The organism is Arthrobacter sp. TJ-170, from assembly GCF_058269305.1.
This window is the reverse complement of sequence record NZ_JBZCNL010000006.1, coordinates 24,901-48,594: the sequence shown is the minus strand read 5'-3', so window position 1 is coordinate 48,594 and position 23,694 is coordinate 24,901. Positions and strand designations below refer to the sequence as shown.

The 23,694-nt window shown below is 63.6% G+C and carries 21 protein-coding genes and 1 pseudogene; 10 read left to right on the top strand and 12 right to left on the bottom strand.

What is annotated here, in order from left to right; genetic code table 11:
- Window positions 1-15 precede the first annotated feature (15 nt).
- The 3 genes from AC4D1W_RS12090 to AC4D1W_RS12080 are packed head-to-tail and all read left to right on the top strand — an operon-like array spanning window position 16 to window position 2,925.
- Entirely contained in the window at window positions 16-1,074 is a 1,059-nt protein-coding gene (locus AC4D1W_RS12090; protein ID WP_490898892.1) for a TRAP transporter substrate-binding protein, read from the top strand.
- Window positions 1,074-1,661 carry a TRAP transporter small permease gene (locus AC4D1W_RS12085; RefSeq protein WP_490892030.1) on the top strand — a complete coding sequence of 196 codons (588 nt, stop codon included), beginning with the start codon at window positions 1,074-1,076 and terminating at the stop codon, window positions 1,659-1,661. Before AC4D1W_RS12090 ends, AC4D1W_RS12085 begins: the two co-directional genes overlap by 1 nt.
- Window positions 1,654-2,925: a TRAP transporter large permease gene (locus AC4D1W_RS12080; RefSeq protein ID WP_490892031.1), complete on the top strand. Its 1,272-nt coding sequence runs from the start codon at window positions 1,654-1,656 to the stop codon at window positions 2,923-2,925. Before AC4D1W_RS12085 ends, AC4D1W_RS12080 begins: the two co-directional genes overlap by 8 nt.
- Here AC4D1W_RS12080 and xylB read toward each other — a convergent pair.
- Window positions 2,922-4,322, bottom strand: coding sequence for a xylulokinase (gene xylB, locus AC4D1W_RS12075; protein ID WP_490898891.1), 1,401 nt, complete (start codon window positions 4,320-4,322; stop codon window positions 2,922-2,924). The genes AC4D1W_RS12080 and xylB overlap by 4 nt on opposite strands.
- A 119-nt stretch (window positions 4,323-4,441) precedes the next feature.
- Complete coding sequence (gene xylA, locus AC4D1W_RS12070) at window positions 4,442-5,632, bottom strand: xylose isomerase (protein ID WP_490892034.1); 1,191 nt, start codon at window positions 5,630-5,632, stop codon at window positions 4,442-4,444.
- Window positions 5,633-5,776: 144 nt separating this feature from the next.
- Here xylA and AC4D1W_RS12065 point away from each other — a divergent pair, with 144 nt between their 5' ends.
- Window positions 5,777-6,943 carry an ROK family transcriptional regulator gene (locus tag AC4D1W_RS12065; RefSeq protein WP_490898890.1) on the top strand — a complete coding sequence of 389 codons (1,167 nt, stop codon included), beginning with the start codon at window positions 5,777-5,779 and terminating at the stop codon, window positions 6,941-6,943.
- Between the two features lie 7 nt (window positions 6,944-6,950).
- Here AC4D1W_RS12065 and AC4D1W_RS12060 read toward each other — a convergent pair whose 3' ends face one another.
- From AC4D1W_RS12060 to AC4D1W_RS12035, 6 genes are all read right to left on the bottom strand, one after another.
- Window positions 6,951-7,835: an EamA family transporter gene (locus AC4D1W_RS12060; RefSeq protein ID WP_490898889.1), complete on the bottom strand. Its 885-nt coding sequence runs from the start codon at window positions 7,833-7,835 to the stop codon at window positions 6,951-6,953.
- 32 nt (window positions 7,836-7,867) lie between these two features.
- Complete coding sequence (locus AC4D1W_RS12055) at window positions 7,868-8,239, bottom strand: Hpt domain-containing protein (protein ID WP_490892038.1); 372 nt, start codon at window positions 8,237-8,239, stop codon at window positions 7,868-7,870.
- 368 nt (window positions 8,240-8,607) lie between these two features.
- The gene (locus AC4D1W_RS12050) at window positions 8,608-10,266 is read right to left on the bottom strand and encodes an amidohydrolase (protein ID WP_490898888.1); all 1,659 of its coding nucleotides are present in this window, start codon (window positions 10,264-10,266) and stop codon (window positions 8,608-8,610) included.
- Window positions 10,267-10,282: 16 nt separating this feature from the next.
- A complete protein-coding gene (locus AC4D1W_RS12045; protein WP_490898887.1) occupies window positions 10,283-11,518 on the bottom strand; it encodes an MFS transporter in 1,236 nt (411 codons plus the stop codon).
- Window positions 11,519-11,624: 106 nt separating this feature from the next.
- Window positions 11,625-12,242: a TetR/AcrR family transcriptional regulator C-terminal domain-containing protein gene (locus AC4D1W_RS12040; protein WP_490898886.1), complete on the bottom strand. Its 618-nt coding sequence runs from the start codon at window positions 12,240-12,242 to the stop codon at window positions 11,625-11,627.
- Between the two features lie 19 nt (window positions 12,243-12,261).
- Complete coding sequence (locus AC4D1W_RS12035; protein ID WP_490898885.1) at window positions 12,262-12,963, bottom strand: TetR/AcrR family transcriptional regulator C-terminal domain-containing protein; 702 nt, start codon at window positions 12,961-12,963, stop codon at window positions 12,262-12,264.
- A 130-nt stretch (window positions 12,964-13,093) separates the two neighbouring features.
- Here AC4D1W_RS12035 and AC4D1W_RS12030 point away from each other — a divergent pair, with 130 nt between their 5' ends.
- The 3 genes from AC4D1W_RS12030 to AC4D1W_RS12020 are packed head-to-tail and all read left to right on the top strand — an operon-like array spanning window position 13,094 to window position 17,288.
- A complete protein-coding gene (locus tag AC4D1W_RS12030) occupies window positions 13,094-14,485 on the top strand; it encodes a flavin monoamine oxidase family protein (protein WP_490898884.1) in 1,392 nt (463 codons plus the stop codon).
- Between the two features lie 11 nt (window positions 14,486-14,496).
- Window positions 14,497-15,588 carry an agmatine deiminase family protein gene (locus AC4D1W_RS12025; protein ID WP_490898883.1) on the top strand — a complete coding sequence of 364 codons (1,092 nt, stop codon included), beginning with the start codon at window positions 14,497-14,499 and terminating at the stop codon, window positions 15,586-15,588.
- The gene (locus AC4D1W_RS12020) at window positions 15,588-17,288 is read left to right on the top strand and encodes an amidase (protein WP_490898882.1); all 1,701 of its coding nucleotides are present in this window, start codon (window positions 15,588-15,590) and stop codon (window positions 17,286-17,288) included. Before AC4D1W_RS12025 ends, AC4D1W_RS12020 begins: the two co-directional genes overlap by 1 nt.
- Before the next feature lie 18 nt (window positions 17,289-17,306).
- Here AC4D1W_RS12020 and AC4D1W_RS12015 read toward each other — a convergent pair whose 3' ends face one another.
- Window positions 17,307-17,657: an ArsR/SmtB family transcription factor gene (locus AC4D1W_RS12015; RefSeq protein WP_490892047.1), complete on the bottom strand. Its 351-nt coding sequence runs from the start codon at window positions 17,655-17,657 to the stop codon at window positions 17,307-17,309.
- Between the two features lie 88 nt (window positions 17,658-17,745).
- Between AC4D1W_RS12015 and arsB the strand changes: the two genes are divergently transcribed.
- Together arsB and AC4D1W_RS12005 are read left to right on the top strand one after the other, a co-directional pair.
- Window positions 17,746-18,843: an ACR3 family arsenite efflux transporter gene (gene arsB, locus AC4D1W_RS12010; protein WP_490898881.1), complete on the top strand. Its 1,098-nt coding sequence runs from the start codon at window positions 17,746-17,748 to the stop codon at window positions 18,841-18,843.
- Between the two features lie 17 nt (window positions 18,844-18,860).
- Window positions 18,861-19,283, top strand: coding sequence for an arsenate reductase ArsC (locus AC4D1W_RS12005; RefSeq protein ID WP_490898880.1), 423 nt, complete (start codon window positions 18,861-18,863; stop codon window positions 19,281-19,283).
- A gap of 27 nt (window positions 19,284-19,310) precedes the next feature.
- On the opposite strand, the gene AC4D1W_RS12000 is transcribed toward AC4D1W_RS12005, so the two are convergent.
- Complete coding sequence (locus AC4D1W_RS12000; RefSeq protein ID WP_490898879.1) at window positions 19,311-19,862, bottom strand: heme-degrading domain-containing protein; 552 nt, start codon at window positions 19,860-19,862, stop codon at window positions 19,311-19,313.
- Window positions 19,863-20,011: 149 nt separating this feature from the next.
- On the opposite strand from AC4D1W_RS12000, the gene AC4D1W_RS11995 reads away from it, so the two are divergent.
- Entirely contained in the window at window positions 20,012-21,058 is a 1,047-nt protein-coding gene (locus tag AC4D1W_RS11995; protein WP_490898878.1) for an NAD(P)-dependent alcohol dehydrogenase, read from the top strand.
- 79 nt (window positions 21,059-21,137) lie between these two features.
- Here AC4D1W_RS11995 and AC4D1W_RS11990 read toward each other — a convergent pair.
- Window positions 21,138-23,197, bottom strand: a pseudogene (locus AC4D1W_RS11990) (BCCT family transporter).
- Window positions 23,198-23,208: 11 nt separating this feature from the next.
- The gene (locus AC4D1W_RS11985) at window positions 23,209-23,559 is read right to left on the bottom strand and encodes a bifunctional 3-phenylpropionate/cinnamic acid dioxygenase ferredoxin subunit (RefSeq protein WP_490892052.1); all 351 of its coding nucleotides are present in this window, start codon (window positions 23,557-23,559) and stop codon (window positions 23,209-23,211) included.
- Window positions 23,560-23,694 lie beyond the last annotated feature (135 nt).

Here is a 23,694-nt window from a genome sequence, read left to right as displayed (position 1 = left end):
CAAGGAGGTCTTCCCATGACAACGAACAAGACTTACACCGGTCGTAAGGCGCTCAAGGCACTCGCGCTTGCCGCCGTCGTCGGACTCGCGGCGACAGGCTGCGGCGGCGGCGGTGGCGGTGGCGGCGAGACGGGTGGCTCAGGAGAATCGCGCCAGCTGCTCCTCGGCCACGGCGCTGACCCGACGAACCCCCGTTCGGAGGCTGCGACGTTCTTCAGCGAGGAAGTTGCGGAACTCACCGACGACCAGCTGACCGTGCAGGTGCAGGGATCCGAGCAGCTCGGCAGCGACAGCGAGATGATGGTTTCGCTGTCCTCGGGCACACTGGATCTGACCGCAAACTCCCAAGGCGCAGTCTCGGGCAGCGTGCCCGAAATGGCGCTCTTCGGCCTACCCTTCCTCTTCGAATCGTCTGAGCACGCCTACGCCGTGGTCGACGGTCCCATCGGGGACGAGATCGCAACAGCAGCCGAAAGCGCCGGTTTCAAGGTACTCGCATGGTGGGACAACGGAATTCGTGACATCACCAACAGCAAGGTGCCCATCGAAACTCCGGAAGACGTTGCCGGGCTGAAGATCCGTACACCCGAGGATCCGATGACCATCGACATCTTCAATGCACTCAACGCCAACCCGACACCGCTGGCCTTCAACGAGCTGTACCTCGCACTGCAGCAGGGCGCGGTTGATGGCCAGGAGAACCCGATCACGAACATCGCTTCCTCGAAGCTTTACGAAGTGCAGGAACACCTTGCCCGCACCGGCCACAAGTACGAAGTGACCCCGTTCATCATCAGCATGAGCACGTGGGAATCCCTGTCCCCCGAGCAGCAGGAGGCGGTGCAGACCGCGGCGGACGAAGCGCGTGACATGCAGCGTGAGCTGATGCTTGAGCGCAGCGAGGAACTCTACGCGGAGCTTGAAGGCGAGCTTGCCATCACCACTCCGGAGCTGGAGCCCTTCCGCAAGGCCACCTCGTCGGTTTACGACAAGTGGTCCGAGGAGTACCCGGAACTCGTTGAACAGTTCGTGTCGGAGGCCGACGCGAACCGAGCAGAATTCGCCGCTGAATAATGACAACCACGACTGGGTTGGTTCCGAGCCCGGAACCGGAGTTTGACCCGAACAATCCGCAGGCGCTCGATCAGCCCAGTCCCCTGGCGCTCGTCACCGACAAGGTAAACCTCTGGGCTACCTATGTCGGTGGCGCAGTGTCGGTCGTCGGCTTCCTGGTGATCGGCGCGCTGCTGGTCGTTGCGGTAATCCTGCGATTCGTCTTCAACTCCAGCCTCGACTTCGCGACGGAGATACCGACCTTCGCGTTCCCCTGGCTGGTTGCCGGAGGTGTTGTGGCGGCAATGGGGCGCAGCGGGCACCTGGCGGTGGATTACTTCACCAAGAAGGCGAGCCCCAGGGTGCAGCGTTACATCGACGTCCTGGTGTGGACGCTCTGCACACTCGCGCTCGCGTACCTGTTCTACATCGCCACATTGATGATCAGGCCCTACACCTTCCAGAAGTCTCCGATTCTGGGGCTCCCGCTGATGATGAGCTACGGAGCGTACCTCTTTATGACCGCAAGCCTCGTAATCCAATCCGCAGCACGTCTATGGACGGCGATTCGCGGCACCTACGTTCACAGGGAGGCCCTCGGTGTTTGAGGTCGGAATTGCAATCCTCGTCTTCCTGGTACTGCTTCTCATCAGCGTGCCGGTCTCCTTCGCACTGTTCATGTCCACGATGACGGGCCTGGCGCTGGTGGGGACCTACCCGCTGCAGATCGTCGCGCAGCAGTCCTTCGCGCCGGCGTCAAACTTTCTGTTCCTTGCCATACCGTTCTTCATTCTGACTGCGGATCTGCTGTCGAGCGGGAAGTTGGGTCAGACGGTCATCGGGCTGGCTACCAAACTGGTGGGCCGGTTCCGTGGTGGCGTGGGCCAGGCCAGCGTCGCAACTTCCGTGGTGTTCTCCGGCGTTTCCGGATCCGCCGTAGCGGACGCCTCCGGTCTGGGCTCCGTGCTCATTCCGTGGAGCAAGAAGGTTGGCTATCCGGGCCCGTTCAACGCTGCGGTCAACGCCTCGTCATCCGTTATCGGCGTCATTCTTCCGCCGTCGATTCCGATGATCCTGTTCGCCGCGACCTCCGGCGTCTCTGTTGCCGCGATCTTCCTGTCCGGGCTCATCCCGGGTTTGATTCTGGCAACCGCCTTCTTCATCACCTGCTGGGCCGTGGCTCTTCGCCATGGGTTCCCGAGGATCAAGGTGAAGTTGACGGCACGGAACCTGATGAAGGATCTGCTGCTCGCGCTCCCCGCGGTCCTGATGCCCATCATCATGATCCGCGTGGTTCTGCTGGGCGGCATTGCAACGGTGACCGAGGTAGCCGTGCTGTCGGCGCTCTACGCGATCCTCATCCGTCTGATCTACCGGGACATTACGTTCCGCGGATTCATCAGTTCGCTGGTGAACGCGGCAGCGGCGACCGGCGTGGTGATGCTGCTGATCATGATGTCCGAAGCGCTGAGCTGGTTCCTCACGGTTCAGCAGGCGCCGCAGCAGATCACCCAATCCCTGCTCTCGAGCATCGGGTCGCCGTTCCTCATCCTGCTTCTGATCAACCTGATCCTTCTGGTTGTGGGGGCGTTCCTCGATATGTCACCGGCAATCCTGCTACTGACTCCGGTGCTGATGCCGATTGCCGAAGGCATTGGGCTGGATCCCATCCAGCTCGGGCTGATTATGATCCTCAACCTCGGTATCGGCTTGTTCACTCCACCGGTGGGAACCACGCTGTACATCTCGACGTCCATTGCAAAGGTGCCGATTGAACAGACGGTAAAGGCCCTGCTTCCGTTCTATGCAGCGTCTATCGCCGTTCTCCTGGCTGTCACCTATATTCCGGCGCTCACGAGCTTCGGACGCTAGAGGGCAGTGCCATTTCGATGAGTCCGCTTCCGGTAGTGCTCCAGCACCTCCGGGGCGGGCTCAGTTTCTACCAGTTCGACGTCGTTCGTCTGCCAGGTAGGCAGGGCTCCACGAAGCGCCCCTGCCGCCTGGCGGGCGGCGCCGTCGGCCACGTATTCGCCCGGACTCGGTACTGAAACGGGCAGTCCGAAGACGGCGCCGACCGACTGCCGCAGTGCAGCTGAACGTGCGCCGCCCCCAACCAGGATGATGCGCCGCGCAACTACTCCCACGTCCGTCAGGGCCTTGAGCCCGTCCGCAAGCGAGCAGGCAACGCCCTCGACGGCGGCCCTGGCAAGGTTCGCCGGGGTGTAGTTCTGAAGCGTCAGACCGTGGAGGGAACCCGTTGCGTTCGGAAGATTGGGTGTCCGCTCACCGGAGAAATAGGGCACGAGCGTGAGTCCGTCCGCGCCGGCGGGAGCCTGCAGAGCGAGGTTCGAGAATTCCTCATGGTCGACCTCCAGCAGACCCGCGGTCGCGTCGAGCACGAGGGTTGCGTTGAGAGTGCAGACCAGCGGTAGGTAGTTTCCCGTCGCGTCGGCGAAACCGGCCACCAGTCCGGAGGGGTCCGACGCCGGGCTATCAGACACCGCAAACACCGTGCCGGACGTGCCAACCGAGACGACGACGTCGCCCTCCGCCGCTCCGACGCCCAGCCCCGCTCCGGCGTTGTCACCACAGCCGGCCCCGATGATCATGCCTTCAGGCGTTTTCCGGAAGTCGAGCGGCCCGAGGACCTCGGGGAGCACCGGTACATGCCCGAGCGTGTTTTCGAGGACCTCGGCCAGGTACCCCTCAGTTGCAGACCAGTAGCCCGTGCCGGAAGCGTCGGAGCGGTCCGTTGCCAACTCCTTCAGCCCGTCGGTGCCTGAGCCGGGGCCGTACCCGGCCAGACGCCAGCTGAGCCAGTCATGGGGCAGGCAAACGGCGGCGGTCCTCGCGGCGTTTTCCGGTTCGTTCTCCGCAAGCCACCGCAGCTTCGTTGCAGTCAGGGAGGCCACCGGGACGGTGCCGGTGGCCTCTGCCCACCACTCGGCACCCTTCTCGTCGACCAGTGCCGACGCAGCAGGTGCGGAACGCGTGTCATTCCAGAGGAGCGCCGGGCGCACCACGTCACCATTGCTGTCCAGGCACACCATGCCGTGCTGCTGGCCGGAAACGGAGACCGCGGCGACGTCGTCGAACCCGCCCGCCGCTGCGATGGCCTCCTGCAAAGCGGTCCACCAAGCCTCTGGATGGATTTCCGTGCCCGGCGGGTGTTGCGCCGCGCCCCGGCGAACCAGTTCACCGGTTTCCGCATCCCGGATGACGACCTTGCACGACTGCGTGGAGCTATCCACTCCGGCTACCAGCGACATGACTGTTCCTTTGCTGCGTTCTCAAACCTTGGGGGCGTGTGAAGGTTTTGTCGCCTAGTTGCTGCTGAAGCCACTTCATAACGTCAACTAGGCGACAAAAACTTTCTTAGGTGGGGCTCTTAGGCGCGGGCGCCGAGGAGGTGCTCCATGGCCAGCTGGTTGAGGCGGACGAAGGCGAAGGAACGCTCTGAGGCCTTCTCTGCATCGAAATCCTCGAATGCGGTGCGGTCCGCGAGAAGGTCCGCGGTGGTTTCGCCCGCTGCGAGCGTCGTTTCGCCGAGTTCGACGACGCCGGACGTCTTCAGCGCTTCCTGCACCTCGGGATCAGCACGGAAGGCGAGAGCGCGTTCCTTGAGCATGAGGTACATGGAGATGTTGGCTCGAGCGGATTCCCAGACGCCGTCGTAACCGTCGGTGCGGGACGGCTTGTAGTCGAAGTGCCGCGGACCGTCGTAACGCGGGCCGCCGTTGGGGAACCCGTTCTCAAGCAGGTCGACCGTGAAGAAAGCGCTGGTGAGGTCGCCGTGGCCGAACACGAGATCCTGGTCGTACTTGATGGACTTCTGCCCGTTGAGGTCGATGTGGAAGAGCTTGCCCGCCCACAGCGCCTGCGCGATGCCGTGCGTGAAGTTCAGACCGGCCATCTGCTCGTGGCCTGTCTCAGGGTTCAGACCCACGATGTCGCCGTGTTCCAGCTCGGCGATAAACGCCAGTGCGTGGCCGACGGTGGGCAGGAGGATGTCGCCGCGCGGCTCATTGGGCTTCGGCTCGAGGGCCAGGCGAAGGTTGTATCCCTTTTCCTTGATGTAGCCGGCGGCGGTGTCCACGCCTTCCTTCATACGGTCGAAGGCTGCTGCGAGGTCCTTGGAGCCGTCGTACTCGGCGCCTTCGCGGCCACCCCACATGACGAACGTCTCGGCGCCGAGCTCGGCGGCGAGGTCAATGTTGGCCAGGACCTTCCGCAGAGCGAACCGCCGGATGGAACGGTCATTGCTCGTGAACCCGCCGTCCTTGAACACAGGGTGGCTGAAGAGGTTGGTGGTGACCATGGGAACCTTCAGCCCGGTCTCGTCCAGAGCGGCACGGAAGCTCGCGTGGATGTTTTCACGCTGCTGGTCGGTGGAGCCAAAGGGCACAAGGTCGTTGTCGTGGAAGGTGATTCCGTACGCACCGAGCTCCGCGAGCCGGTGCACGGCTTCGACGGGATCCAGGGGTGCGCGGGTGTCCGTGCCGAAAGGGTCATTGCCGGTCCAGCCGACGGTCCAGAGGCCGAAGGTGAAGCGATCAGCAGGGGTGGGTTGAGGTGACATGTAGTACTCCGCACTGAGCTTGAAGGGATAAGTTCGTGACTAAAACATATCGGTAAAGTCGTCGGCCGTCAACGGGTGCAAACGCTATTTCTGCGGGCGCGAATGCTATGTTTAGGTCCAGCACAAATGAGGTAGGGAGTAGCAATGAGTGAACGCGGCGGCACTGAAGACCTGCGGCGTCGCAACCTCTCAGCAGTCCTCACGACAGCGCATCGCCACGGTCCGCTGACTCGTGCAGCCCTCGTGCAGCGCTGCAATCTCACCCGGTCCACCATCGGCGCATTGGTCGGCGAACTGTCAGCCCTCGGCCTGGTCTACGAGACGGACGCCGCCGCGGCGCGCGTCGGCCGGCCCAGTCCCATGGTGCACGCGAGCGAACGTGTGGTTGCCCTCGCGGTCAATCCTGACGTTGATGCGGTGACAGTCGGTGTCGTCGGTCTGGGCGGCACGGTTCATCGCCGGATCCGTTACAACACCTCGTCCATTCCATCCCTGGATGAGGCAGTGAACATCACGCGCGCTGTTGTCGAGGGGCTCTCGGTGGAACTGGCGGGCAGTGAGCTTGTGCTCGGCGTGGGCCTGGCAATCCCGGGCCTGGTCAACGCTGACGCCGGCGAAGTTCGTTTGGCGCCGCACCTCGGCTGGAAAGATGTCGACGTCGTCGGGCCGTTCCGGGACGCGCTCGGCATGCCGGCTATGGCGGCCAATGATGCCACGCTCGGCACGCTGGCCGAGAGCATTTTCGGTGCAGCCGCCGGGTACCGCGACGCGCTCTATCTGAACGGCAGCGCCTCGGGAATCGGTGGAGGGGCGATCGTCGGCGGCCAGCCGCTCGGCGGTGCGTCGGGGTACGCCGGTGAGTTCGGGCACATGGTGATCCGGCCTGACGGAGAGCCGTGCCACTGCGGGCGCCGAGGATGCCTCGAGACGGAGGTCAATTTGGAGCGGCTGCTCAAGGTCGCAGGCCTGGACCACGCGGACGCCGAGCAGTTGGAGGACGCACTTGCCTCCGGACCGTCCTTCCCGACCCTGCGCGAGATCCGGCGCCAGTCCGACCTGCTTGCAATTGCGCTCAGCAACCTCGTAAACGTCTTCAACCCCGAGGTGATCGTGCTCGGTGGGTTCCTCGGCATGCTGCTCGCGGCCGATAAGGAGCGGCTCAGCGCTGCGGTGGCCACGGGTGCCATCAGCGGGCTCGGAGCCGAAGTCCGCCTTGAGCGCGCTGCACTCGGTGCGGAACTTCTGCTCGTGGGGGCGGCAGAGGCCGTCTTCGCCGGGCTCCTGTCTGAACCGCGAAGCGCCGCCCGGTAATACAACCTTACGGTGCGGGCGGGGCTGGGACCTTCGGGCCAGGTGAGCGACGTCGTCGTGCGCCCACTGTCACTCCCACCGATGCGGCGGTGACCAGAAGGAGAGCAGTGATTTCCCGCGGACCAAGCGCCTGGCCGAGCACCAGCAGCCCCGCGAGCGCGGCCATCGCCGGACCCAGGGCGGAAAGAACTCCGAACACGCGGGTGGACAGCCGCCGCAGCGCGAGCATTTCGAGCGCATAGGGGAGGGCGCTGGACAACAGCGCCACACCGACGAAGACCGGTACCACCATGGGCGATGCCAGAGCTCCACCCGTCGCTGCCACTGCACCGAACGGCAGGACGATCACCGCGCCGATCGCCATCGAGACAGCCAGCCCTTCAACGCCGGGAACCAGCCGCCCCACGCGCGCGCTGAAAACGATGTAAACGACCCAGAACACGCCGGCGCCGAGCGCGAAGAGGATGCCGGCAAGCGGAAGGGCACCGCCGTCGTCGAGACCCAAAAGAATGACGCCGGCAAACGCCAGCAGTGCCCATGCCGCGTCGGCGAAGCGCCGCGTCTGCACGAGGGCCAGCAGGAGCGGGCCGGTGAACTCGAGCGTTACGGCCACGCCGATCGGGATGAGGCCGATGGCAAGGTAGATCAGGCTGTTCATCCCCGCCAGCGCCACGCCCAGCATCGCAGCGGCTGCCCACTGTTCGCGCTTCCATCCGCCGATTCTCGGACGTACAACGATCAACAGGATGAGCGCACCGAAGACCAGCCGAAGCAGTGTCGCGCCGGTGGGGCCTACGGCGTCGAACTGGGTTGCGGCAAGCGCCGCCCCGAACTGGACGGACAACACAGCCGTGATCATCAGCACGGGAGCGGGAACGGACGAGGTGCGCATACCTACATTCTGTCCGGCTCACGGCCGGCGCCTTACCAATCGGTGTTTATGTAGTTTGTGGTCAGTTCCTTGATCGTCGCTTCTCCGCACAGTCTCAGTTCGGGGAGCGCCTCGGCAACCGCCTCCGTGTTACCGCGCTTCAGGCTCACCTCCAGTTCCGCCGCGAGTCTGGCTAATCGTGAGGCGCCGATCATTGTGGAGGAAATCCTGACACTGAGCAGGGCATCGAGTGTCGCGTCGGGGTCACCGTGCCTTACCGCATCGGCGACGCGCAGGTATCTTTCGTCCCAGAAAGCAATGAAGTCCCGCACGAATGATCGGGCAGGACGGGGATCCTCGAACTCTTCCTCGAGTTCGTGCAGCACTTTCTGGTCTACCAGCGGCAGTCGCTTTTTCGCTGTCATACGGGTCTCCTAGGAGTGGCACTGGCAACTGTGCGGCGCTAGTCACCGGTTGTTCATGCTCAACCTAGGGATGGAGAGGACGGAAAACATCAGTAGTCAATACCCGCTTATCCGGAGGCGACTACTCGAACGAGACGGGAACACTCGCATGCAGCGGCCGCCGGCAGGGTTCGTTGGCAGTGTTCCCTGGCAGAAAACGCCCGATCAGGAGAAGCCAAGAACCAACGAACCGCCAGCGACGACGACACACAACGTGGCGAAGACAGACCGAGCAAGAACATTCCCTCGCAGTTGCAGCAGGGGACCGCGAAGGCCACGATTTGCCGCGACATGCGCTACATGAAGCTGTAGGCGGGGTCTTCTGCGAGCTAGGAACGGCTGGTTGCTACCATTTCTTCGGCGGCCGGCGCGGCCTGGTATTGCACTTCACCGCCCACAACAACGGTCGTGGGACCGTTCTCCAGCAGCCGTTCAAGGTGCTGATGGAACGGGTTGTTGCGCAGAACGACGAAGTCCGCCCTGAAACCTGGAGCTATGCTGCCCTCCTCATGCTCGGCTCTGCAGGAATAGGCCGCATCACGGGTGGCGTGCTGCAGCGCATCCTCGAGGCGTAGCGCGTACTTCGGGAAATTCGCGGGCAAGGACCTGTCCAGTGCTGATTTGCGGGTCGTCGCGACGTACATGTTCGGCAGCGGATCATACGGAGCGGTAGGCGCATCGGTGCTCAGCGCCAGGGTTGCGCCCGCTGCGGTGAATTCCGTCCAGGGGAATCCCCGTTCGATCCGATGGTCATCCAAGACTGCCCGCCAGTTCTCCTGCACGGCGGGGTCTGCGTGGACCGGCTGCATCGAGGCAACGAGTCCCAGCCTCGCTAGACGCATCACATTCGCCTCGGTGACCGTTTCAAGGTGTTCGATGCGATGACGGCGCTCGCGTGGACCATTGAGACGGTAAGCCTCCTCAAGCGCGTCTAGCGCGATGTTCGATGCTTCATCCCCAATAGCGTGGATGGCGATTTGCAACCCGGCGGCATCCGCCGCAGCCACCACGGGTATGAGGGCTTCCCGGTCCCACACTGGGTCCGCGTTGGTGCCATTGGCGTAGGGCTCCTTCATTGACGCGGTGCAGCTGTCGATCACTCCGTCGATCATCAGCTTGATGCCGGTGATCTTCAGCGTCGGTGAATTGATCTCCTGCGCAAGTGCGGCAGCGTGGGTGACCTGCTTCAGGTTTTCCTCGACGGCCGCGCGGCGGTGGATAAACCAGTGCCCCTTGATGCGAAGAGGCAGGGTGTCATACCGGGCCTGCGCACGAAGGAAGGTTTGTAGGTCGTCATCTCCGACAGCCATATCGACGGCGCTTGTGACGCCACTGGCGAGATAGTGACTGATGGCGCTGTCCAGCCATGAATCCCGGTCGGCATCCGTTGCTTGCCTTGCCAGCGCAGGCCAGACAATCTGTTGGGCGGCCGTCTCCTGCAGCATTCCCGTGGCCTCCCCGGTGTCAGGCTCGCGGGCGATGGTTCCACCGATAGGGTCGGGTGTGTCCGCTGTAATTCCCAGTTCAACGAGCGCAGCGGAATTGACCCATACCGAATGCAGATCGTTCGCGTCGAGATACACGGGGATGTCCGGAACAGCGGCATCCAATAGTTGCCGTGTCGGCTCCTGGCCGTCGAGCGCGCTGTAAAGCCAACTGGTGCCCAGGATCCGCCGTGCTGCGGGATCCTGCGCCCGCGCAGCGCGCAATGCCGCCTGAATATCCTCCACGGTCTTCGCCGAGCGCAGCTGCACCTTCTGAAGAGACTGCCCAAGCATGAGCAGGTGTGTGTGGGCGTCAATGAAGCCCGGCATGACGAAGCGGCCCTCAAGGTCAATCTTCTCGGCATCCGCAGTTGTTGGAGTGGTGGTACCCGGTCGGCAAACTTCTTCAATCAGATTGCCTTCGACAGCAAATGAACAGCTGTCGATAACCCCCTCCGGAGTCAGGATCGAGGCATTGGTGTAAATGGTGCGGGTGGTAGGCACAACAGTCCGTTCTGAGTTAGACAATGGCGGCTTTGGGAAAGTCGGTCTCCGGGGCAGAGCCTGCGTCAAGATCCCGTTCCGTCCTGAGCGACAGCCGGGAAATCAGGGCCAGGGGAACAAGAAGGACGAGGGTGATACCGCCGAGGATGATGCCCAGCGCTGAGTAGCCGAGCGACTCTGAGACCACGGTGCCGAAGAGCGGTGCGAAGGAGGAACCCACCAGATACACGCCGAGGATCGGTCCCGACCAGCGGCCGCTGGCGTCGAGGGCTGCGGCGATAGCTACCACGTAGAGGAAGGCGACGATGTAGATGGTGTTCCAGGCGATGATTACGACCAGGTACAGCTGCGGGTCGGTCACGAAGCCGGACGCGATCTTGAGCCCGGCTCCGGCGAGGAGCGCTGCCACCAGCGGGATTGTCCGACCGATCCTGTTGCCGCCGATGCTGACCATGGCGGCAGCGGCGAGGCCACCCAGTGTGGACAGGCTGAGCACCAGCCCCATACCCGTTTCATCGAGCCCGGCCTGCTCTTCACCCATCACGGCGGCGACGGCCCATAGGGAGTCCTCGCCCAGTGCCCAGACGGCGAAGCAGGCCAGCAACCCGAAACCGGCGATCGTGACGGTGCGCGGGGGCTTTTCCTGACGAGCGGCAGGCGAGGCAAGGCCAGGGGCCGCCTGGACAGGGCGGTCGGGAAGCCAGCCCGTTGTTACGAGTGCTACCAGTGCAAGGCCCGCGAGAATCCCGAACGCGCTTCCCATCGCAATACCGACCGCGGGGATGATGAACAGAACCACCGCCACAATCGCGCGGTTGGTGAAGCCGCTGATCCCGGAAGCGCGGTCAGGGTTGCGCAGGGCAGCGAGGGCGGCGCCGCCCGCTGCCACGGCACCTCCGCTGCCGATTCCGGCCAGGACGATACCGATTCCGGCGACGACGGCGTCGGGCACCACTGCCGCAGTACCGTACCCGAGCGCAGTGAGGAGCAGACCGACGCGTGCGACGACGTAGCGCCCGTTCAGGGCGGTCCATCGCGATGTCGCGAGGCAGGACAGTGCGGACAGCAGAAGGCAGGCGGTCATGAGGCTGCCCGCTCCGGTGGCGCTGTAGCCGAGGTCGGCGAGGGCCAAAATCATCACCGGGATGAGGTTGGCGGTCATGAAGCCGACGACGGTCACGCCGAAGGTTGAGATGGCACGCGGCGCCGTCAGCGGAACACGCGTTTCCTCGGGATGGTGGGCCTGGTTCACGTGGAACCCCGTTTCGTTGGAAGGATGTGAAAGCCGTCACTAACGAACGGCATTCGTTTAGTATGGGGGTCGCTTCCTGTCATCTGCAAGGGTTTTTGAAAGGCTTTCAGTAAATTTCCTGTTTCGCCCGTATTTCGATGCCTGCAACAAGGGTCTCCATCCCGAATTCGAACGCCCGGTTCACGCGCTCCGAAGCCGATGGTGCGGACCCTGTGGCTCTCGCCAAAGCGGGAAACTGCTCCGGTGACAGGTGCCACACCTCATCCGGAGCGGTGGCGTCCAGCGCTGCACCCAGGGCGAAGTAGTCAATCATCGCGATTGCCGGTCCAATGTCTTCCGCAGCCAGCCCTGATCGCTCGAGCGTGAGGGCGAGGTCCTCGTACATACCCATGACTTCAGGTGCGCGCACCGTTTGCGTCACGAGGAGAGGTACCAGCTTCGGATGCCGGGCGAAGCGGTCCCGGTATGACCGGATGAGGGTTCGGGCAGCGTCCTGCCAGGGTTGGTGCGCTACTGGTTTCGATGGCGTCGCTTCGAACAGGTGCGCCCGGAGTAGCTCAACGATGTGCTCGCGGCTTTCGATCCGGTTGTAGAGCGACGACTGACTGACGCCCAGTACCCGTGCGATCTTGGGAAAGCTGAAATCACCCGTCTCGTCAACCAACTTCAGGGCCGCATTGACGATCAGCTCGACTGACAATAGTTCGGATCGGGGACGAGGCATGGGTCCTCTTCCTTGGTAGTTAGTCTGCCGAAGCGGGGGAGTGCAACCGCTCCAGCTGCGCGCGGAGGCCGACAAGAAGCGCCTCAAGGCCGACGTCGAACGCGTCATCAGCGCCGCTGCGCTCGGTTCCGGCGGAAGAACTGCTCGTCACCGCGGAGGTGAACAGCGGAAAGTCATCAGCGAGTGCGCCGGGGTCAAAGATGTTGGTCGGCGCTGACACATCCATGGCCGAGCCGTAGACGAAGGACTCGACGGCGACGATTGTCGAGATGACGCGCTCCCGCGGCCATCCGGCGTGCAACAGTCCGCGCGTGACTTCCTCGTACATGCGCAGCGTTTCGTATGCGCCGCCCACCGGCATGACCGCGATCACCGGCACCAGCGGTGCGTGCGCGGCGAACGCCTCCCGGTAGGACCAGGCCCAGCCCCGAAGCGCGTCATCCCAGGGCCGGCTCTGGAACCCACTGGTGTCGACGAGCCCCATGAGGTGATCCTGTACCCAGATCAGGACGTCCCGCTTGGATTCGACGTGGTTGTACAGGGCTGACGGTGCCACCTTCAGATGGCGTGCCAGCGCGCCGATGGTGAATCCCTCGTAACCTACGGTCTCCAGAAGGGAGAGGGTCGCGGAGGTGATGCTCTCGCGGGTCAGAACCTTATTCGCCGGGCGGCCGGCGCGCCGGGGCTCATGCCTGCCTGCCGCCTGGTGCTCCAGTGCCATGTCCTGTCCCTTCTGAGTGCCGGTTTCATGCGTCCGGCTTTTCAAACTGTGCCCTGTCCTCTACAGTAATCGGAAATAAATGAATATGATTCATTTTATGCCGCGGCGTTCGCCGCGTAGAGAGGACACCATGAGGATTATCGAAAGCGACGTCGTCGTCGTTGGGGCCGGACCGTCAGGACTGATGGCAGCGAGGGAGCTGCGCAAGGCCGGCCACACTGTCACGGTTCTGGAGGCGCGGGACCGCGTGGGCGGTCGCACTCACACCGACGTCGTCGACGGTGCGGTGCTCGAGGTCGGCGGACAGTGGGTGTCCCCGGACCAGGAGGCGCTGATCGGGCTTCTCGATGAGCTGGGGCTGCAGACCTACTCCCGCTACCGCGAGGGCGAATCCGTCTACATCGGAGCCGACGGAAAAGCCGTCCGCTACACCGGGGAGATGTTTCCCGTCGGCCGCCGGACCAGTGCGGAAATGGCCCGGCTCATCGAGGAACTGGACCGTCTGACAGCGCTGATGGACCCGAAAGCGCCGTGGGAACACCCGCAGGCGCGCGAGCTGGACACCATCTCGTTCCACCATTGGCTCCACCAGCAGTCCGACGATGAAGAGGCCTGCAACAACATCGGCCTCTTCATCGCCGGTGGAATGCTGACCAAGCCGGCTCACGCGTTCTCCGCCCTGCAGGCTGTTCTGATGGCCGCCTCCGCAGGGTCTTTCTCGCACCTTGTGGATGAAGATTTCATCCTCGACAAGCGCGTGGTCGGCGGAATGCAGTCGGTGTCGGAGCGCATGGCAGCAGAGCTGGGGGACGACGTCGTACTGAACAGTCCCGTGCGCACCCTCCGCTGGTCTGAGGATCCGGACGGGACCACCAGCGTGACGGTCATCTCGGAGGATGTCGCCGTCAACGCCCGCTATGCCATCATGGCCGTCCCGCCGAACCTGTATTCGCGCGTCTCCTACGAGCCGCCGTTGCCGCGCAGGCAGCACCAGATGCACCAGCACCAGTCGCTCGGCCTGGTCATCAAGGTGCACGCCGTCTATTCCACGCCGTTCTGGCGGAAGGACGGACTGTCCGGGACAGGGTTCAGCGCGGGGTCAATTGTGCAGGAGGTCTACGACAACACCAATCACCAGGACACCCGCGGGACCCTCGTCGGCTTCATCTCCGATGAGAAGGCCGACGCAATGTTCGAGCTTGCTCCCGAGGAGCGACGCAGCCGCATCCTCGAATCCATCGCCGGTTTCCTTGGGCCGCAGGCGCTGGAACCGGAGGTGTACTACGAGTCCGACTGGGGCTCGGAGGAATGGACGCGCGGCGCGTATGCCGCTAGCTACGACCTGGGCGGCCTGTACCGCTACGGCCGGCACCAGCTGACGCCGGTCGGGCCCATCCACTGGTCTAGCTCCGACCTCGCGGCCGAGGGCTACCAGCACGTGGACGGCGCCATCCGCATGGGCCAGTTCACCGCGCGGAACATTACGACCGCGCTTTCCAAACAGCGTGCTCTCATCGGCTAGGGGCAAGCACAATGAAAACCAATACCTTGACCACCATGGCAACAACCACGGTGATGCCCGCCGAGTGGGAGCGGCATGACCGCACGTGGATGGCGTTCCCGCCTGCCAATGAAACGTTCGGAGCGCCCGGCAGCGAGAGCCTGGGCTGGGCGCGGGAGGCGTGGTCCCGCGTCGCCCGGACCATCGCGCGCTACGAGCCCGTGACGGTGCTCGCCGATCCCGCCGACGTCGAACAGGCACGCGCCATGCTCGGTGAGGGCATCACCGTCCGGGAAAGCGAGCTCGACGACGCGTGGCTCCGCGACTCTGGGCCCACGTTCACCCATCGGGCTGACGGGTCCGTCGGCGCCGTCAACTGGGTCTTCAACGGCTGGGGCGCTCAGCACTGGGCGGCCTGGGAGAAGGACCAGCACGTCGGAAGGTCCGTCGGCACGCATGCCGGTATTCCGGTCGATGACAGCCCGCTCGTGAATGAGGGGGGCGGGTTCCACATCGACGGTCGCGGAACGGTCCTGCTCACCGAGACCGTGCAGCTCGATCCCGGACGCAATCCGGGGGCCACCAGGGACTCGGTCGAAGCCGAGTTGCATGCCCGGCTGGGCACCCGGCACGCCATCTGGCTGTCGCGCGGCCTCAGCCGCGATTACGAGGAGTTCGGCACCCGCGGCCACGTGGACATTGTCGCCGCGTTCACGCCGTCGGGCGCGGTGCTCCTGCACCGTCAGTACAACCCCGCGCACCCCGACTATGAAGTGACCCGCTTCCTGCGCTCCGAGCTCGAGAAAGCGGTCGACGCCGCCGGCCGGCCACTGGCGATTATCGATGTCCCGGCGCCCACCGTTATTACCGATGACGACGGTTTCGTCGATTACTCCTACATCAACCACTACGTAGCGAATGACGCAGTGATCCTCTGTGCCTTCGATGACGCGAAAGACGCCGTTGCGGCGGACATCCTCGGCCGCGCCTACCCGGGACGCACCATCGAACTGGTCGACGCCCGCGACATCTTCTCCTTCGGCGGCGGCATCCACTGCATCACGCAGCAGCAGCCCGCGCCGCGTACTGAGTCTTCCGTCAGCACCGGTGAGGGGGAGCGGTAATGGGGTTCGACGTCGTCGAAGCAGGCATAGCGGACCTCCGCGAAGCGCTTGAGACCGGTCAGGTGACCAGCGAGGAACTTGTCGAGGCCTACCTCAATCGCATCGCCGTCTACGATCATGCGGGCATCCGGCTCAACTCCGTGATCGTGATGAACCCTGACGCGCTGGAGGAAGCGCGTGCCTCGGATGCCCGCAGATCCCGTGGGGAGACCTTGAGCCCACTGGACGGTGTCCCGTACACGGCGAAGGACAGCTACCAGGCCAAGGGCCTCACCGTCGCCGCCGGGTCACCGGCATTCCAGGGGCTGATCGCACAGCAGGACGCTTTCACCATTGAACGGCTCCGCCGCGCCGGCGCCATCCTGCTCGGGCTCACCAACATGCCGCCCATGGCCAACGGTGGGATGCAGCGCGGCGTCTACGGGCGCGCGGAAAGCCCCTACAACGCCGACTACCTGACCGCTGCGTTTGCCTCCGGTTCCTCGAACGGTTCCGGGACAGCGACGGCCGCCAGTTTCGCAGCCTTCGGCCTGGCCGAGGAGACGTGGTCCTCGGGGCGTGCTCCGGCGTCGAACAACGGGCTGTGTGCCTACACGCCCTCGCGCGGGGTGATCTCCGTCCGCGGGAACTGGCCCCTGGTGCCCACCATGGACGTCGTCGTTCCCCATGCCCGCACCATGGCGGATTTGCTGGAAGTCCTCGACATCATCGTCGCGGACGACGCCGGGACCCGCGGCGACTTCTGGCGTGTCCAGCCCTGGATTCCCATCCCGCCCGCTTCGGAGGTGCGTCCGTCGTCGTACCGGTCATTGGCAGCGGGCGCTGCCGCGTTGAAGGGGAAGCGCTTCGGTGTGCCGCGCATGTACATCAACCGGGATCCCGACGCCGGTACCGCAGACTTGCCCGGAATCGGCGGCCCCACGGGCGGGCGGATCGAGACCCGCCCGTCGGTGATCGCGCTCTGGGAAGCAACCCGGCGGGACCTGGAGAACGCAGGCGCGGAGGTGGTCGAGGTCGACTTCCCCGTTGTGTCCAACTACGAGGGCGACCGGCCGGGAGCACCGACGATCAGCACGCGCGGACTCGTGAGCCCTGAGTACCTCAAACGCGAGATCGTGGACCTGTCCGCCTGGGCATGGGAAGACTTCCTGCAGGCGAACAATGACCCGCAACAGTCCTCGCTCGCCGACGTCGACGGCGCCACCATATTCCCCGCGCCAGCCGGCGCGTTGCCGGACCGGTATACCGGGTTCGACGACGACATCGCCGAATACCCCGGATTCATCCGTGAGCACGGAGCCGGCCAGATGACGGACATCCCTCACCTGGAGGAGGGGCTTCGAGGTCTGGAGGAGACCCGCCGCGTGGATCTGCACGAATGGATGAATGAGAACGGACTGGATGCCGTCATCTTCCCGGCAGCGGCCGACGTCGGCCCTGCTGACTGCGACACGAATGTCGCCTCCGCGGACCTCGCCTGGCGGAACGGGGTGTGGGTGTCCAACGGCAACCTGGTGCCGCGCCATCTCGGCATTCCGACGGTCACCGTACCGATGGGAGTCATGTCCGACATCGGTATGCCCGTGGGCCTGACGTTCGCGGGACGTGCTTACACCGACAACGATCTGCTGCGCCTGGCGGCTGCGTTCGAAGCGACAGGGTTCCGGCGGGTCGCTCCACCGCGAACACCGGCGCTGTAAGGCAGAAAGCAAGGCCCGTCAGAGCGTGGTGACGAGCCCGGCGACCTTGTCGAGCGCACCGGGAACAAGCGAGTAGTAGGCCCAGGTGCCGCGCTTTTCACGGTGCAGCAGACCGGCCTCCACGAGGATTTTCAGGTGGTGGGAGACGGTCGGCTGGCCAAGGTCCAGAGGCTCAGTCAAGTCGCACACACAGGCCTCACCTGACTCACCAGCCTTCACGATGGAAAGCAACCGCAACCGGTTCGGGTCTGCGAGGGCCTTGAACATGGCGGCCCGCTGCTGGGCGTCCTCAACGCTCAGCGACGGCTGATCCGACGGGAGGCAGCAGGAAGCATCCGTGGTCGGTTCGAGGGTTTGCGCAGTGTTCATGAACCCATTATGCACCGTGGATTGACAACGATCGATATAGCTGGTGGTATTCATATCGATCCCCATCAATCTATCTCGCAGGAGCCGTGTGAGTATCCAGACTGCCCCCTTGCCCCCGGAAGGCGCGCAAACCGCCGTCGTCGGCAAGCTCTCCACCCTCGACCGGTTCCTCCCGGTATGGATCATCGCCGCGATGGTTCTGGGGCTCCTGCTCGGTGCGCTGATACCCGGGCTCAATACTGCACTGGACGCAGTGAAGGTCGGTGAAGTCTCCCTGCCGATCGCCATCGGGCTCCTGGTCATGATGTATCCGGTCCTGGCCAAGGTCCGCTTCGACCAGACGCACCGGGTGATCGCCGACCGCAAGCTCATGGCGGCGTCGCTGGCGCTGAACTGGCTCCTGGCCCCGGCCTTCATGTTCGCTCTGGCGTGGATCTTCCTGCCGGACCTGCCTGAATACCGTACCGGCCTCATCATTGTCGGTCTTGCCCGCTGCATCGCCATGGTGATGATCTGGAACGACCTCGCCTGCGGTGACCGCGAGGCAGCGGCAGTGCTGGTCTTCATCAACTCCGTTTTCCAGGTGTTTGCTTTCGGTGCGCTCGGCTGGTTCTACCTCCAGGTCCTGCCGTCCTGGCTCGGATTATCGACCACCAGTGCCGACTTCTCCTTCTGGGCAATCACGGTCTCCGTCCTGATCTTCCTGGGTATACCCCTGTTGGCAGGCTTCCTGACCCGGACGATCGGCGAAAAGGCGAAGGGCAGGGACTGGTATGAGAACACGCTCCTGCCCAAACTCGGCCCCTGGGCGCTGTACGGACTGCTGTTCACGATCGCGCTGCTCTTCGCACTCCAGGGCGAGACCATCACCGCCCGCCCGCTCGACGTCGCCCGCATCGCTCTGCCGCTGCTTGTCTATTTCCTGGTGGTTTTCACCGCCGGTATGCTGACCGGCAAGTGGCTCGGCCTCGGCTATGCGAGGACGACCACGCTGGCGTTCACGGCCGCAGGAAACAACTTCGAACTGGCCATCGCGGTGGCGATCGGCACCTTCGGGGTCACGTCCGGGCAGGCGCTCGCCGGCGTCGTCGGACCGTTGATTGAGGTGCCCGTCCTCGTTGCGCTCGTCTATGTCGCCCTCTGGGCACAGAAACGCTTCTTCACTCCAACTTCCCTGTCCGCATAATTTCCGCAGGAGCTCCCATGACTACTGAAACCACCAAGAAGCCTTCCGTCCTGTTCGTCTGCGTCCACAACGCCGGCCGTTCGCAGATGGCGGCGGCGTTCCTCACCACCCTGTCAAAGGGCGCTATCGAGGTGCGCTCGGCAGGTTCCCAGCCGGCTGACAAGATCAATCCTTCAGCCGTGGAGGCCATGGCAGAGGTCGGGATCGACATGGGTAACGAAATACCCAAAGTCCTCACCACCGAGGCCGTGCAGGAATCAGATGTGGTGATCACCATGGGCTGCGGCGACGAGTGCCCGTACTTCCCCGGAAAGCGTTACGAGGATTGGGTGCTCGAGGACCCCGCGGGCAAGGGCGTGGAGTCGGTACGGCCCATCCGTGACGAGATCCGGGGCCGCATCGAAGGGCTCATCGAGTCGCTGACGCCTGCGGCCGGATAGGGCCGGGGGAGCGACCGGAGGCAGAGACTACGCCGGGACGGCCTTCTTCTTGCGCCGGCTGAACTTCGTGAGTGCCTCGACCACCAGTTCGTGGTCCGCCACTTGGGGAAGGCCGGAAACCGTGACGACTGCGACAGGTCCCGTTCCGCGCACATACACGGGGAAGGCGCCGCCGTGTGCAGCGTACGCCGACTCGTCGAACCAGGCGTTGTCCTCCAACCGGCCGCCTCCCAGCCGTCCGCGCAGGCCAACCAGCAGGGACGGCACACCGTAGCGTTCAGCCGTACGGGACTTCTTCTCCACCCAGATGTCGTTATCCGGTGTGGCGCCCGGTAGGGACACATGGAACAGCACGTGTGTTCCCCGCCGGATGTCGACGGCGACCGGCAGCTCCCGTTCCGTCGCAAGTTCGACGAGCAGCAGTCCAAGCGCCAGGGCATCCTCCTGGCTGAACCGCGCCAGCTGAAGTTTGTCGACTTCATTCTCGATGCGCCCGATGAACGCCTCAAGGGCGGACTGGGACTGTGCACCGGACGCATCCGGGTCAAACTCAGCTGCAGAATTCAGGTTTTCAGTCACGTAGCGTCTCTCCTTGGCAACAGGGCCTCAGATCCGAGCCTAGCGGAGTGGTGTTCCCCACTGCCCATCCCGTGGGGAATACGACTCCACCGGCCGACGTTGCTTAGCCCTGAAACGTTGCACGTCAACACGATGCTCAGGAGTTACCTATGCCCACCACTGTTTCCGCCTACGCCGCGCCGTCGGCCACAGAGGACCTCATCCCCACAACCATCGAACGCCGGGACGTCGGACCGGACGACGTCTTGATCGACATCAAGTTCGCAGGCATCTGCCACTCGGACATTCACACTGTCCGCGGAGACTGGGGTCCGCAGCAGTTCCCGTTGGCGCCCGGCCACGAGATTGCCGGCATCGTCACCGAAGTCGGCTCCAACGTCACCAAACACGCCGTAGGCGACCGCGTGGGAGTCGGCTGCATGGTCAACTCCTGCCGTGAATGCAAAAACTGCCAGGCCGGCGAGGAGCAGTACTGCCTCAACGGCAACGTTGGCACCTACGGCGCCGTCGACCGCGACGGCACCATCACGCAGGGCGGCTACTCCACCCACATTGTGGTGACCGAGGACTTCGTTGTCCGCATTCCCGAAGGCATCGAGCTCGACGCCGCCGCACCGCTTCTGTGCGCGGGCATCACCACTTTCTCGCCCCTGCGGCACTGGGGTGCCGGACCGGGGAAGAAGGTTGCCGTCGTCGGCCTCGGCGGGCTCGGCCATATGGCCGTGAAGCTTGCCCATGCCATGGGAGCGGAAGTGACGGTTCTATCGCAGTCCCTGAAGAAGCAGGAAGACGGCCTCCGTCTCGGCGCCGACTCCTACTACGCCACCAGCGACGAGAACACGTTCACCGAGCTCGCAGATTCCTTTGACCTGATCATCAACACGGTCAGTGCGTCACTGGATATCAGCGCCTACCTCGGACTGCTGAGCCTCGACGGTGCGCTGGTCAACGTTGGTGCTCCGGCCGAGCCCCTTCCCGTTCAGGCGTTTGCGCTGATCGGCGGGCGGAGGTCCTTCGCCGGATCAATGATCGGTGGCATCCGGGAGACCCAGGAGATGCTCGACTTCTGCGCCGAGCACAACCTTGGTGCCGAGATCGAGGTGATCCCGGCCGAGAAGATCAACGAGGCCTACGAACGTGTGCTGGTTTCCGACGTGCGGTACCGCTTCGTCATCGACGCCTCGACCTTCAACTAGGCATATTCGACCGAAAGCGGCAGGTTCGAGCAATTATCGCTCGAACCTGCCGCTTTTGGTCTACGAGATCCCGGATCCGCTACCGGAGAGTCTCGCTCTGCACCGGAGGCTTTTCGCTCACGGTGTTGTTCGTCACCGTGTTATTGGTTGCGGTGTTGTGATCGGTGACGGTGTTGCTTGGGCAATCAGAGCCCTGGCAAGTGTCGCCACACTCGTGCTTCGTGACGAAGTCGAACTGGACGCCTCGGTGTTGTTCCACCCCGGTGCGGATTGCGCGTTCCATCACTGAATCGGCCAGACGCCGACGCAACGACAGTGGGTCACGACGCAGGTCCTTGACGAGGGCGAAGCACAACAAGAGCATGACCAGGACGAACGGCAACGCAGCCACGATTGTAATTCTCTGTAGTCCTGAGAGTGCCTCCGAGGGTTCATTACCGCCGGCCAGCAACATAACGGCCGCGACTGCTCCGGTGAGCGTGCCCCAGAAGACCACCAGTCCACGCTTCGGATCAGAGGAGCCGTTGGAACTGAGCGACGACATAACCAGCGACGCCGAATCCGCTCCGGTGACGAAGAAGATTCCAACCAGCACCATGGCCAGAGCAATCACTCCGACGGTAAGCCAAGCCGGCAAAGACAACTGCTTCACCAGGTCGAAGAGCGCTCCGTCGAAGTCAATCGTGGGGACGCCATCCGTAACGGTAACCAGCCCGGGAGTATTCGCTGCGTCCGCTTCGCGCTGGAGATGGAAAGCCGTTCCGCCGAAGATTCCAAACCAGATAACACTCACAACGCTGGGAACCAGCAGGACGCCTGTAACAAACTGGCGGATCGTGCGACCGCGGCTGATACGGGCAATGAACATACCGACGAAGGGCGTCCAGGAGATCCACCATGCCCAGTAGAAGATGGTCCAGCCGGACATCCAGGCACGCAGTGATTCGTCGCCTACGGCTTCCGTGCGCGAGGACATCTCCGCAAGGTCGCGGGCGTAGTCGCCGACCGCTGACGGAATTAGGTTCAGGATGAACAGGGTCGGTCCGGCGATGAAGACGATTGCGGCGAGGACGACTGCCAAGACCATGTTGATGTTGGATAGCCACTGGATGCCACGGCTGATACCTGAGACGGCTGATGCAACGAAGCAGGCGGTCAGAATGGCGACGATAGCAACGAGGACCGGCGTCCCTATCTCGCCGAACCAGCCGTTGGAGGTGAGGCCGCTACCGATCTGCAGTGCGCCCAGTCCCAGGGAGGCTGCCGTGCCGAAGAGAGTAGCGAAGATAGCCAGAATGTTGATGAACTTACCTGCCGGTCCTTCGACTGTCCGGATGCCAAACAGGGAAGTAAACGCCGCGGAGATCAGCTGCTTGCGTCCCAGACGGAAGGTGCCATAGGCCATTGCGATCCCGACAACCGCGTACATAGCCCAGGGGTGAAGCGTCCAGTGGAAGATCGAAGTAGCCATCGCTGTTTGAATGGCTGCAGGAGTGCTTCCGTCCACCGTTCCGGGCGGGGGAGAAACATAGTGGTAGAGGGGTTCGGCAACTCCATAGAACATGAGGCCAATACCCATGCCGGCGGCGAACATCATGGAGATCCATGAAACTGTCCGGAACTCAGGCTTCTCGCCGTCTTTGCCGAGAGGAATGTTTCCGAACTTGCCGAGTGCCAGCCAGAGGACGAAGACAACGAAGAGGGAGGCCAAGACCATAAAGAGCCAGCCCGTATATTCCATCACCCAGTCCAGCGCGGTCAGCGAGGTGGAGGAGAGGCTCTCCTTGCCGACAAAGCCCCAGATCACGAAGGCGACCGCCAGGACGTGATTCCGAAAATGGTCTTGTCGAGGGTGAGGTTTCGGCTCCTGCGCGCGGTGACCGCCTGATCTGTCTTAGCGTGGCGGAGTTCGTCGAGGATCTGCTCGTATTCCTCTGATTCCGGTGCGCTCGCCGGGCTTCCGTTCTCGGAGCCCAGGGCGGGGGAGACTTCATCCGCGGGAACGGAGCGGCGGGTACTCCCGGGTCTGTTTCTTAGGGGAGCGTCAGCCCCACCCTTGTCGGCAGGCAACTCCTCTGGGGGTAGGGGTTTTACTTCACTGTTTGTAGCCATGAGCGGATCCTTTGCTCGGCGAGTCAGGGGCTTTCGCCTTAGACATGGCCTTGGGGTGTTAGACCGGGCGGAAGATTGGGGGCTTCCTCCGATTCGATGACCATGATGTTTCCGTCGACGATTTGTACTTCGTGCTTGCGGACCGGCAACTTCGCCGGCGGCGCATCCACGCCTCCAGTACTGAGGTTGAACCTGGATGCGTGAAGGGGGCACTCGACCCAGCAGTCCTCCACGTAGCCATCAGCCAGCGACGCGTCCTGATGCGTGCACGTGTCGTCAATGGCGAAGATCTCGCCGTCTTCAGTGTGAAAGACCGCGATTGGCGGAGCTGTGTCGAGCCTGAGCGCCTCCCCGGGAGCGAGTTCACTGAGCGGGCAGGCCTTATGCATTTCGCACCTCTTCGTGCTTGGGGGGATCAGATTCGATATCGCACGCTCCTAGCTTCTCCAGTTGTTCCGCAGTAGTCAACGAAGTGCACGCTAAGCAACAGAGTGCTCCTGGTCACATGCAATGTCAAGGGTTGC

Coding starts and splice junctions, on each gene's coding strand:
- AC4D1W_RS12090 (WP_490898892.1), top strand. CDS start 16: ATGACAACGAACAAGACTTACACCGGTCGTAAGGCGCTCAAGGCACTC.
- AC4D1W_RS12085 (WP_490892030.1), top strand. CDS start 1,074: ATGACAACCACGACTGGGTTGGTTCCGAGCCCGGAACCGGAGTTTGAC.
- xylB (WP_490898891.1), bottom strand. CDS start 4,322: ATGTCGCTGGTAGCCGGAGTGGATAGCTCCACGCAGTCGTGCAAGGTC.
- xylA (WP_490892034.1), bottom strand. CDS start 5,632: ATGTCACCTCAACCCACCCCTGCTGATCGCTTCACCTTCGGCCTCTGG.
- AC4D1W_RS12065 (WP_490898890.1), top strand. CDS start 5,777: ATGAGTGAACGCGGCGGCACTGAAGACCTGCGGCGTCGCAACCTCTCA.
- AC4D1W_RS12060 (WP_490898889.1), bottom strand. CDS start 7,835: ATGCGCACCTCGTCCGTTCCCGCTCCCGTGCTGATGATCACGGCTGTG.
- AC4D1W_RS12055 (WP_490892038.1), bottom strand. CDS start 8,239: ATGACAGCGAAAAAGCGACTGCCGCTGGTAGACCAGAAAGTGCTGCAC.
- AC4D1W_RS12040 (WP_490898886.1), bottom strand. CDS start 12,242: ATGCCTCGTCCCCGATCCGAACTATTGTCAGTCGAGCTGATCGTCAAT.
- AC4D1W_RS12035 (WP_490898885.1), bottom strand. CDS start 12,963: ATGGCACTGGAGCACCAGGCGGCAGGCAGGCATGAGCCCCGGCGCGCC.
- AC4D1W_RS12030 (WP_490898884.1), top strand. CDS start 13,094: ATGAGGATTATCGAAAGCGACGTCGTCGTCGTTGGGGCCGGACCGTCA.
- AC4D1W_RS12025 (WP_490898883.1), top strand. CDS start 14,497: ATGAAAACCAATACCTTGACCACCATGGCAACAACCACGGTGATGCCC.
- AC4D1W_RS12020 (WP_490898882.1), top strand. CDS start 15,588: ATGGGGTTCGACGTCGTCGAAGCAGGCATAGCGGACCTCCGCGAAGCG.
- AC4D1W_RS12015 (WP_490892047.1), bottom strand. CDS start 17,657: ATGAACACTGCGCAAACCCTCGAACCGACCACGGATGCTTCCTGCTGC.
- AC4D1W_RS12005 (WP_490898880.1), top strand. CDS start 18,861: ATGACTACTGAAACCACCAAGAAGCCTTCCGTCCTGTTCGTCTGCGTC.
- AC4D1W_RS11995 (WP_490898878.1), top strand. CDS start 20,012: ATGCCCACCACTGTTTCCGCCTACGCCGCGCCGTCGGCCACAGAGGAC.
- AC4D1W_RS11985 (WP_490892052.1), bottom strand. CDS start 23,559: ATGCATAAGGCCTGCCCGCTCAGTGAACTCGCTCCCGGGGAGGCGCTC.